This window comes from Arthrobacter glacialis (assembly GCF_002909445.1).
GTDB classification, from domain to species: domain Bacteria; phylum Actinomycetota; class Actinomycetes; order Actinomycetales; family Micrococcaceae; genus Specibacter; species Specibacter glacialis.
The window spans coordinates 380657-389590 of record NZ_PPXC01000004.1 but is presented as its reverse complement, the minus strand read 5'-3'; the positions used below and the strand labels follow the sequence as shown (position 1 = coordinate 389590).

Sequence of the window (8934 nt, the reverse complement as noted above, 5' to 3'; positions counted from 1 at the left end):
TCAGCGTATCCAAGGACTCCAACCATTCGGCAGTCTCTTCCGGATCGCGATCAGGCAGCTGGTTTGTCAACCCGCTACGGATGTGGGAATTATCGTCTCGCAAGAACATCTGTCCTCTTTCAGTGGTGCATTCGCGGCCTCCCTGGTGGTGAGGCGGCGCGTACCCGCTGGCTGCGCGTTCGCCGTCGAACGTGGCGCGGGCGTTGGGTGGTCCAAGCGCGAAACTCGAAGACACGATTTTCGCTAGATGGAAACAAAATATTGTATGCCGAGAGTACTGCCTACAGCCAGTGGATGCAAAATTTTGGTCTTACGGGAGATTTTCGCAAAAAAACCTTTGACTTGGTGTGAGCTGGCTCATAGACTAGTTTTCATTATTCAAAAGTTATATTCCACCATACGAAAAACTATTTGCTGCGGAGCTATCATGGACGCTACTTCCACAAAGAATATCCACGCGGTTGAGGCAGGTGGGGATCCTCAAGGACGAGGGGCCACGCCTCCTGAACAAAGAAGAGGAAACGCCTTGTCTGAACACAGCACGCGAACTACTTTGTCTGAACCTCCCTTTAAAACACCGGAGGGTTACACCCTCAGTGCCACCCTGTTCAATCAAGATCTGGCACCCACCAAGATGAAGGGTCGCAAGTGGTCCAGCTACAGCATTTTCACGCTGTGGGCCAACGATGTGCACAGTTTGGGTAACTACGCCTTCGCCATCGGCTTGTTTGCCTTGGGCTTGGGTGGTTGGCAGATCTTGCTGGCCCTGGGCGTCGGCGCAATCCTCCTCTTTGGCCTGCTGAACTTCTCCGGATTCATGGGGTTTAAGACGGGCGTTCCATTCCCTGTCATGAGCCGCATCAGCTTTGGCATCAAGGGTGCGCACATTGCGTCCCTTCTGCGAGGCGGTGTCGCCATCGTTTGGTTTGGCATCCAAACCTTCCTGGCCTCGGTGGTGTTGAGGGTGATGCTTACGGCGCTGTTCCCGTCCTTGGCGGGAATGGACACCAACAACATCCTTGGACTCTCCACCTTGGGCTGGCTTTCTTTCATTGCACTGTGGATAGTGCAGGTCATCATTGTCAGCTTCGGCATGGACATGATCCGCAAGTATGAGGCCTTTGCCGGCCCGGTCATTCTTGTCACCATGGCAGCCATTGCCATCTGGATGTTCGCAGAGGCCGGCGGATCCATTGCCTGGCAAACAGACAACGGCCTGCAAGGCGCTGAAATGTGGCGCACCATCTTTGCCGGCGGCGCCCTGTGGGTTGCCATCTATGGCACCTTCGTTCTGAACTTCTGTGACTTCACCCGCTCGGCCAAATCAGCCAAATCCATTGTGCGCGGAAACTTCTGGGGCATCCCGATCAACATGCTCCTTTTCGGTGCCATTGTTGTTGTCATCTCCGGCGCCCAGTTCAAGATCGACGGCACCATCATTGAAAGCCCGGCGGACATTGTCCAGACCATACCGAACACCTTCTTGCTCGTGATCGCCTGCCTTGCCCTGCTGATTCTCACCATTGCGGTTAACCTGATGGCCAACTTCGTGGCACCCGTCTACGCGTTGACAAACCTGTTCCCGCGTCACTTGAACTTCCGCAAGGCAGCCATTGTCAGTGCAGTCCTCGGCCTGGTCATCCTGCCGTGGAACCTCTACAACAACCCCGTTGTCATCGTGTACTTCCTGGGCGGACTGGGCGCGCTCTTGGGCCCGCTGTTCGGCGTCATCATGGCCGACTACTGGCTCATTCGCCGCGGCAAGGTCAACGTCCCGCATCTGTACACAACGGCTGAGGGTGCGGACTACCACTACAAGCGGGGAGTCAACTCCCGCGCCGTGCTTGCCCTGGTTCCCGCCTCCGTGGTGGCCCTGGCCATCGCCTTCATCCCGGCACTGCATGAGCTCTCAGCCTTCTCCTGGTTCTTTGCAGCCGGACTCGCAGCGGTCACCTACTACTTTGTGGCCGATCGCAAGCGTGAGTTCCATGACGTGTCCGGTGAACCCATTGCCGTAGACAGTGTCCACTAACCATTCCCTTCTCATGAAAGGCAGAACATGCGCATTCTTGTAGTCAACGTGAACACCACGGCATCAATGACCGAATCAATTGCGGAGCAGGCCCGTGCAGTGGCGGCGCCCGGCACCGAGATTGTGGCTCTCACCCCTCGCTTTGGGGCCGAATCGTGTGAGGGCAACTTTGAAAGCTACCTCGCAGCGGTTGCTGTCATGGACGCGGTGCAGTCCTATCCCGAACCGTTCGACGCCGTGGTCCAGGCCGGATATGGCGAGCATGGCCGGGAAGGCCTGCAGGAATTGTTGAATGTTCCCGTGGTGGACATTACCGAAGCGGCAGCCAGCACGGCCATGTTCCTTGGCCACAAGTACTCGGTCGTCACCACTTTGGACCGTGCAGTGCCGTTGATCGAGGACCGGCTCAAGTTGGCTGGGCTGACGGACCGTTGCGCATCCGTACGGGCCAGTGGGATGGCTGTGCTGGAGCTCGAAGAGGAGCCGGAGCGCGCCGTCGAAGCCATCGTCCGCGAGGCTGAACTGGCTGTCTCCGTAGACAAGGCGGAAGTCATCGTCCTGGGCTGCGGCGGCATGGCGGGCCTCAATGACAAGGTCCGGGAGCGCACAGGTGTTCCCGTGGTCGACGGCGTGGCGGCGGCGGTAACCATTGCCGAGTCCTTGGTCCGGATGGGGCTGTCCACCTCCAAGGTGCGCACCTATGCAACACCCCGTCCCAAGTCCTTCACGGGCTGGCCTGTTCCGGCGAATGCGACGGCATTGATAGCACACTAGAACTGCAAGGGGCGGGACCAGCGGAGCACTTTCCGCCGGTCCCGCCTTTTTGTGCGTTCACAGTCAATACAGTAAACAATGAAAGCCACCTCAAAGGAGTAGATGTGAACAAGGAATTTGATGAGACTGCTGCCGGCGCCGCCTCCTCCGCTGGGGCCAAGGTCATGGTGGTGACAGGTGCTGGATCCGGAATTGGCCAAGCCGTGGCGCAAGCAGCCCTTGCTGCCGGATACGCAGTGGTTCTGGCGGGCCGGCGGGAAGCTGAGCTTCTCGCCGCGGCGGACGGACACCCGCTTTCCATGGTGGTGCCCACGGATGTTACCGATGAAGCCCAGGTGGAGGCATTGTTCCACAGGGCCGTGGAACGCTTTGGCCGGGTGGATGTGCTATTCAACAATGCCGGAACGTTTGGTCCCGCCCAATCCGTGGACCAGATTTCTCTCGCTGATTGGAACGCCACCGTGGCCGTCAACCTCACGGGGTCAATGCTGTGTGCCGCGGCAGCCATTCGAACCATGAAAAAACAGCATCCCCAGGGTGGTCGGATCATCAACAACGGCTCCATTTCTGCCCACTCGCCCCGGCCAAATTCGGCCGCCTACACCATCACCAAACACGCCATCACCGGTCTGACCAAGTCAATCGAACTCGATGGCCGGGCGTTTGGAATCAGTTGCGGCCAGATCGACATCGGCAATACCGCCACCTCCATCATGTCCACCCTCGATGTGGCCACAGGTGCATTGCAGGCCAACGGCGAGCTCCTGGTGGAGCCAACATTCCCGGTGGCCGACGCCGCCCGGACCGTCCTGTTCATGGCTGACCTGCCGGCCTCCGCAACCATTGGCCAGCTGGTCATCACCGCCGCGGGCATGCCCTTTATAGGGCGGGGCTGACCCGTAATCTGCCGCTTCCTGCCCCGGGCGACGGCGGTGAGCCTCCCTCATAGGGTGACTCACCGCCGTCGTACTTGGATTTAATGGGAGGGAGAATCCTTGGATTGCAGCGGGATCTCTCCGGTGATGGGTATTTCGTTGCCGTCGGCGTCGATGAGTTTGCCGTTTTCGCAGCGGTCGCCATCTTGGAGGCACTCAAGGACTTCGGCAGCGACCAGACGATCCGTGCCGGCAGCGAACACGGAAGGATTCTCAGGGTTGCCGACCTTCAAGTGGTTGAACAGGAGGTTTAGCAAGATTGCCACGACGGCGGCGGAGCTGATGCCGGAGTGGAAGATCGTTGCGAACCAGCTCGGGAACTGGTCATAGAACGTCGGTGCGGCGATGGGGATGATCCCGGCGCCGATGGCGGTGGCGACGATGATCATGTTCATGTTGTTTTTGTAGCTGACGGTGGACAGCGAGCGGATGCCGCTGGCGGCAACCGTGCCGAACAAGACGATTCCCGCTCCGCCGAGCACGGGGGTCGGCACTGCGGCCACGACACGACCCATGATGGGCAGAACGCCCAACACCACGAGGATGACACCGCCGGCAGCCACCACAAAGCGGCTCTTGATCCCCGTGACGGCCACCAAACCCACGTTCTGGGCGAAGGCGCTCTGGGTGAACGAACCAAAGACAGGGGCAACAACGCTGGCGGCCATGTCGGCGCGCAGACCATCACCAAGGCGGCGGGAGTCAATCTTCGTACCCACGATCTCCCCAACGGCCAGGATGTCGGCAGAAGTTTCCACCATGATCACCAGCACAACGATGAACATCGAGATGATGGCGGCGAGGTGGAATGTTGGCATGCCCAAGTGGAAGGGGGTGGGGAAGGCGACAATCGATCCTTGGCCAACCTTGGAGAAGTCCGCCATGCCGACAGCCAAGGCAATGAGCGTGCCGATGACCATGGCCAGCAGGATTGAAAGACGAGAGATGGTGCTGCTTCCGAGCTTGCTCAGGAGTAGAACGACCACCAAAGTAGCGGCGGCAAGACCGATGTTGGCGACGCTGCCGTAGTTCTCAGCAGTCCTGTTTCCCCCCATGGCCCAGTTTGCTGCCACGGGCATCAGCGACAGGCCGATGACGGTAATGACTGTGCCGGTGACCACGGGCGGGAAGAATCGAATGATCTTGGAAAAAATTGGTGTGATCAGCAAGCCGATCGCGGAGGAAACAATGACGGCGCCAAAGACACTCTGGAGTCCACCGCCGCCGTTTACAATCGCCACCATGGTTGCCACGCCGGCAAACGAGACACCTTGGACCAAGGGGAGCTGAGATCCGAAGAACGGCACACCCAGAGTTTGTAGGAGGGTGGCAAGACCACCCATGAAAAGACACGCAGCAATGAGTAGGCCGGTGTCCGCCGCTGCCAAGCCTGCAGCCTGGCCAACGATCAGTGGGACGGCAACTATGCCACCGTACATGGTCAATACGTGCTGGAATCCGTAGGCAAAATTTGCCCCAATTCCTAGTTTTTTATCCTCTGGCCGGGTGGGGACTACGGCTGTGGATGATGATCTTTTGGTCATAGCGGACCTCCTTGTCTGCTTACCCTTATTAAGCGTCAACCCGCTTTGGGAGTTGCCGCTGCGGGTAGGCGGGGGATACAGCCCCCGCCTACCTCTTAGCCGGGCCGTTATGGCCCGGCTGTGCTAGAAAAAAGCTTTGCTAGAAAAAAGCTGTGCTAGCAAAAACCGGCGATTCCGTCCCAGGCGTTTCCGGCGTCGCTGCCGTGCTCGCGCAAAACGGTGGCTTCGATGAGTCCGTAGGGGCGGTCGGCTGCGAAGAACACTTCTCCCGGGTTGTTTTGGCCAAACGGGGACAAATCCACTACAAAGTGGTGCTTGTTCGGCATGGAGAACTTGATCTCGTCAATCTCCTCATGGGCGGCCATGACTTTCTTGCCCATTTCAAAAAGCGTTTGCTGGAGTGCGTGTGAGTAGCTCTCCGTAAAGCCTTCCAGCAGCAGGGCCTTGACGTCGTCGTACGCCTTGTTGAAGTCAAGTGCTCCCAAGGCGCTGGGGTTGTAGCGCCATCGGGCGGCAATGTCGGTGGCCAGGACACGGTCCGTGGTCTCGGCAAGGGTTGTGTACTTGTCTTTCGGGTAGCCGACGAAGCCGGACTCGGTGGACTTGAGCACTGTCAGGTCCTCGAGTCCGCCCACCACATGCGTGGCCGGACCGTCCTTGACCACGACGGCGGTGCGCACCTCTTGGCCGTTGCGGACGAACGAATGGTCGTGGCCCGTTCCGTGGGCCTGGATGCGGTCCCACGCGTAAGATTCGGCTGCCCAGCGCCCGCCACTAACCCAGTTGAAGGAACCGGTGAAATGATCCGCCAGGCGCAACAGGAACGCTTCGGGGGAGCCGACGCCGTCGCGGGCTAGCGAGTAGATGGTGTTCTTCTGGGTGTCCGTGGCCACCACATGGGCATTGTCACCCAGGAGGTGGGCATCGGCGAAGTCGCCGCGCAACTGCGAGGTGACGTTGAGGTCCTCAATCTCGTGGCGGTCCGTGTGCCTAGTAATTTTGACCAGCCGGACCTCAGCCTTGCCGTACTGATTGGCACCCAAAATGATGTTGTTACTGTTCGCGTTCATGTCTAGCTCCCTCGGTACGTTGAAAAGGCGAAAGGACTCAGCAGCAACGGCACGTGATAGTGCTCTTCGGCGTGGTCGAGTGTGAAGGTAAGTGATACTTCCGGAAAGAAAGATTCAGTGTTGAGGCCGCCGAAATAGGCGCCGGTGTTGAAGCGCAAGCGGTAGTTCCCGCTCTCTAATCTCTCGGGGCCCAAGTCTTTGACCCGCCCCTGGGCATCGGTGATTCCTGAGGCGAGGAGAACCCATTGCCCGCCGGTGTGCCCGTCAAGTTCGACGGCGACACCCTCAGCAGGTCTCCCCAGTGCGGTGTCCAGCACGTGGGTGGTGATGTGGGAGGTGCTCATGCGTTGACCACCGCCTTGAGTCGAAGCAGTGCGATTTCCCGCAACTGTTCTGCGATGATGAGTCGTTCGGTGTGGGGTGGGTTCTCCAGCCGCTCGTGCAGGGCGGACAGGATCTCCTCCGGTGAGCGCCCCAGTGCCCGAATGAGGAAGACCTGGCCGAATTTTTCCTCGTAGGCCACGTTGCCGCTCCGGAGAGCGGCGGCCGTCATGGTGTCGGCGGGGTCAATGGTGGACTGTTCGGCGGAGGATAACGCGGCTTCCGTGCTGGCACCGGACAATCGTTCCCCAATGCGGGGGTGGTGTGCCAGCGCTGAGTTGACTTCCTCTGCAGTGAATGGTGCGGCAGCGTCGTTGGCGGTCTTGAAGATTTCTTCCACCGCGGCATAGGGCCGGGCGTCGATGATCTCCTGGATCCACCGTTCGACGTCGATGCAGGGGCGCAGCGCTGCCGCTAGGTTAATTTCTGGCGTTTCGTTGAATTCGTTCAACAGCATGGCAAGTTGATCCTTGCGATTTATGCTGGCATCCACGGCGTAGGCTATGCGAATAAAAACTAAATTTCGCATCGTGGAACTGTTATTTCAGCGTATGAATAGTGAATCGCATCACACTCGAAATGTCAACAGCGGTGCTGGCGGTGCGGTTCACAATGAGCCATCGGGGCACCATATCGGGACAACAGTGGGCGCACATAAAGACACCCCGGCGCGCTGATCCCATGAGGGGGTGCCGGGGTGCCTCGACTATGCCATGCAGCGGGGTCGCTAGAGTCCCAGTTCGCCACGGAGGCGGGCCACGTGGCCTTCAGCGCTGACGTTGTATTCGGCGGATCGCACGGTTCCATCAACATTGACCACCACTGTGGACCGCAAAGTTCCCGTGACTGTTTTGTTGTTGACGAGCTTCTCGCCCCAGGCGCCCCATGCCTCGGCGATCTTGTGGTCCACGTCGGAGAGGAGTGGGAAATTCAGCTCAAATTCGTTGGCAAAGCTGGCCAGGGTGTCCGTCGCGTCAGTGGAAATTCCCACTACGTCCACCCCTGCCGCCTGCAATGCGGCCAGGCTGTCGCGAAAATCGCAAGCTTCGGTGGTGCAACCTGGGGTGGCCGCCTTGGGGTAGAAGTAGACGACCACTTGGCGTCCGGAGTAGTCGGACAGTGAAATATTCTGGCCACTGGCATCAGGGAGGATGAATCCGGGCGCTGCTTGGCCTGTGGTGAGTGCGGTTGACATGAGTCTCCTAAATTTCGCAATATGAAATCTAATTATTGTTGGGTGAAATAAGAGTAGGTCTCATGTAGGGTGAGGTCAAAGGTGGCGATCAGAAACCAATGCGTCCACGGCGGCGCGCAACCTCTCACGCAGCACGGCCGACTCGGCGCTAAACGCACGCTGTGCCGCCACGTAGTCAGCTTTTCCGGCGACCGTTTCAATGGTGATGGCGGGGTAGCCCCATTGAGCCAGGTCATAGGGTGATGCCCGCATGTCCATGGCGCGAATGCGCCAGGACAGCTCAAAGCAGTCCATCACCAGCTCGCTGGGGAGGGCGGGTGAGAGCTTGTAGGCCCACTTGTAAAGGTCCATGTTGGCGTGCAGGCAGCCGGGTTGTTCCATGTCACGCTGGTTCTCGCGGGTCGGCGTCAGCTCGTTGAGGCCCGTTGCCTGCGGGGTGTAAAAGCGGTACGCATCAAAGTGCGTGCAGCGGATCTTGCTCTCTTCAACCACTTGGTCCGTGCCGCTGGAACCCAGGCGCAGTTCAAGGTATTCGTGCCGGACCTGGTTGGCTTCCTGCTTGTACACCATGGCCCACTCGTGGAGTCCAAAGCAGCCAAACTGCGCCGGACGGGCGGCCGTGCGGCCCAGAATTATCTGGGCAAAATCAAGCGCGTCCTTGCGTTCAACCAGAAACTTTTCCCTGTCAAAGACGACGCCGGACCTTCCCTGAGCTGCCCCGCCTGCCTGGGGGTCGCCGTCGTGCACAGCTCGGTAAAACTTCCACTTCAAGCGCTCAGCGGCGGACTCGCCCGTGAGGACTACTCCGGCGCCCGGGTGCCAGCGCTGCAGCTGGCCAGGCTTTTGGTTGTAATAGGTGAACAGGAAGTCTTCCACCGGGTGCTTTTGATTAGCCGAGCGGCGGGCCAGATAAGGGGCTGCGTAGCGGTTGACGCGGTCGTGGTGAGCTGCGGCGCGGGCCTGCCAGGCATCCTCGGCGAGGGGGAGTGGGGCAGAAGTCATG

9 protein-coding genes are annotated in these 8934 nt (G+C 59.3%); 3 read left to right on the top strand and 6 right to left on the bottom strand.

The window, feature by feature from the left end; translation table 11 throughout:
- The first annotated feature begins 526 nt into the window (after nt 1–526).
- The 3 genes from CVS27_RS07370 (at nt 527) to CVS27_RS07360 (ending at nt 3702) form a co-directional block, all read left to right on the top strand.
- Complete coding sequence (locus tag CVS27_RS07370; protein ID WP_370739477.1) at nt 527–2032, top strand: NCS1 family nucleobase:cation symporter-1; 1506 nt, start codon at nt 527–529, stop codon at nt 2030–2032.
- A 27-nt stretch (nt 2033–2059) separates the two neighbouring features.
- Nucleotides 2060–2806 carry an aspartate/glutamate racemase family protein gene (locus tag CVS27_RS07365; protein ID WP_103465073.1) on the top strand — a complete coding sequence of 249 codons (747 nt, stop codon included), beginning with the start codon at nt 2060–2062 and terminating at the stop codon, nt 2804–2806.
- A 164-nt stretch (nt 2807–2970) separates the two neighbouring features.
- Nucleotides 2971–3702, top strand: a complete 732-nt coding sequence (locus CVS27_RS07360) for an SDR family oxidoreductase (RefSeq protein WP_103465103.1) — start codon at nt 2971–2973, stop codon at nt 3700–3702.
- Nucleotides 3703–3782: 80 nt separating this feature from the next.
- Here CVS27_RS07360 and CVS27_RS07355 read toward each other — a convergent pair whose 3' ends face one another.
- The 6 genes from CVS27_RS07355 to CVS27_RS07330 all read right to left on the bottom strand — a co-directional run bounded on the left by CVS27_RS07355 (nt 3783) and on the right by CVS27_RS07330 (nt 8933).
- The gene (locus CVS27_RS07355) at nt 3783–5285 is read right to left on the bottom strand and encodes a nucleobase:cation symporter-2 family protein (protein ID WP_103465072.1); all 1503 of its coding nucleotides are present in this window, start codon (nt 5283–5285) and stop codon (nt 3783–3785) included.
- Between the two features lie 155 nt (nt 5286–5440).
- A complete protein-coding gene (pucL, locus tag CVS27_RS07350) occupies nt 5441–6355 on the bottom strand; it encodes a factor-independent urate hydroxylase (RefSeq protein WP_103465071.1) in 915 nt (304 codons plus the stop codon).
- Nucleotides 6356–6357: 2 nt separating this feature from the next.
- Entirely contained in the window at nt 6358–6699 is a 342-nt protein-coding gene (gene uraH, locus CVS27_RS07345) for a hydroxyisourate hydrolase (protein WP_103465070.1), read from the bottom strand.
- Complete coding sequence (uraD, locus tag CVS27_RS07340; RefSeq protein ID WP_306418481.1) at nt 6696–7265, bottom strand: 2-oxo-4-hydroxy-4-carboxy-5-ureidoimidazoline decarboxylase; 570 nt, start codon at nt 7263–7265, stop codon at nt 6696–6698. The genes uraH and uraD overlap by 4 nt, the downstream gene beginning before the upstream one ends.
- 198 nt (nt 7266–7463) lie before the next feature.
- Complete coding sequence (bcp, locus tag CVS27_RS07335) at nt 7464–7931, bottom strand: thioredoxin-dependent thiol peroxidase (protein ID WP_103465069.1); 468 nt, start codon at nt 7929–7931, stop codon at nt 7464–7466.
- 75 nt (nt 7932–8006) lie between these two features.
- Nucleotides 8007–8933: a 3-methyladenine DNA glycosylase gene (locus tag CVS27_RS07330; RefSeq protein WP_103465068.1), complete on the bottom strand. Its 927-nt coding sequence runs from the start codon at nt 8931–8933 to the stop codon at nt 8007–8009.
- Between the last annotated feature and the right edge of the window lies 1 nt (nt 8934).